This window comes from Planosporangium mesophilum (assembly GCF_016863255.1).
GTDB classification, from domain to species: Bacteria; Actinomycetota; Actinomycetes; order Mycobacteriales; family Micromonosporaceae; genus Planosporangium; species Planosporangium mesophilum.
The window spans coordinates 1-558 of record NZ_BOON01000104.1; the positions used below are offsets into that span (position 1 = coordinate 1).

Genomic DNA, 558 nt, shown 5'->3' on the forward strand with positions numbered 1-558 from the left:
GCCCGGAGCGACACGCTCCGGGCCACCGCCGTATGTGCGTACCTCTCGGTCAGCCCGGAAGGCCGGCGCCCGACAGCGACCGCTGCACGACCGAACCGAAGATCGGCAGGTCGGCGGCGGTGTTCGGGTTGAGACTCGCGTCGATGAGGTGCAGCCTGTCGTCCTGGCCGAGCCGGTCCGCCACGGGCAGCGCGTGCGCCACGCCGGTGACCGCGTCCGCGCCGGGCACCATGCTGTCAGCCCGGTGCCGGCCGGGCAGTACGCCGCCGAGGCGGTCGAGCACGGACTGCTTGGACGGCTCGGAAAGGACGGGCACCTCCGGCAGGCTGTCGAAGATCGGCAGTCCGGCCACCGGTACCACCTCCGTGGGGAGCGACTCGGTCGTGACTGGTCGCTCGGCGGCCCGGGTCGCCGTCGTCACGGCGGAGTCGGCGGCGCCCTGCGCCGGAAGCACGGCCGGCAAGCCGGGCAGGTTGCCGACGGGCAGGTCACCGAGGCCGGGCAGGTTGCCGACGGGCAGGTCACCGAGGCCGGGCAGGTTGCCGACGGGCAGGTCAC

General features: G+C 74.4%; 1 protein-coding gene. It reads right to left on the reverse strand.

What is annotated here, in order from left to right:
• Positions 1–49: 49 nt before the first annotated feature.
• The coding region (locus Pme01_RS30720) for a hypothetical protein (RefSeq protein WP_203936000.1) at positions 50–558 on the reverse strand (509 nt) is incomplete at its 5' end.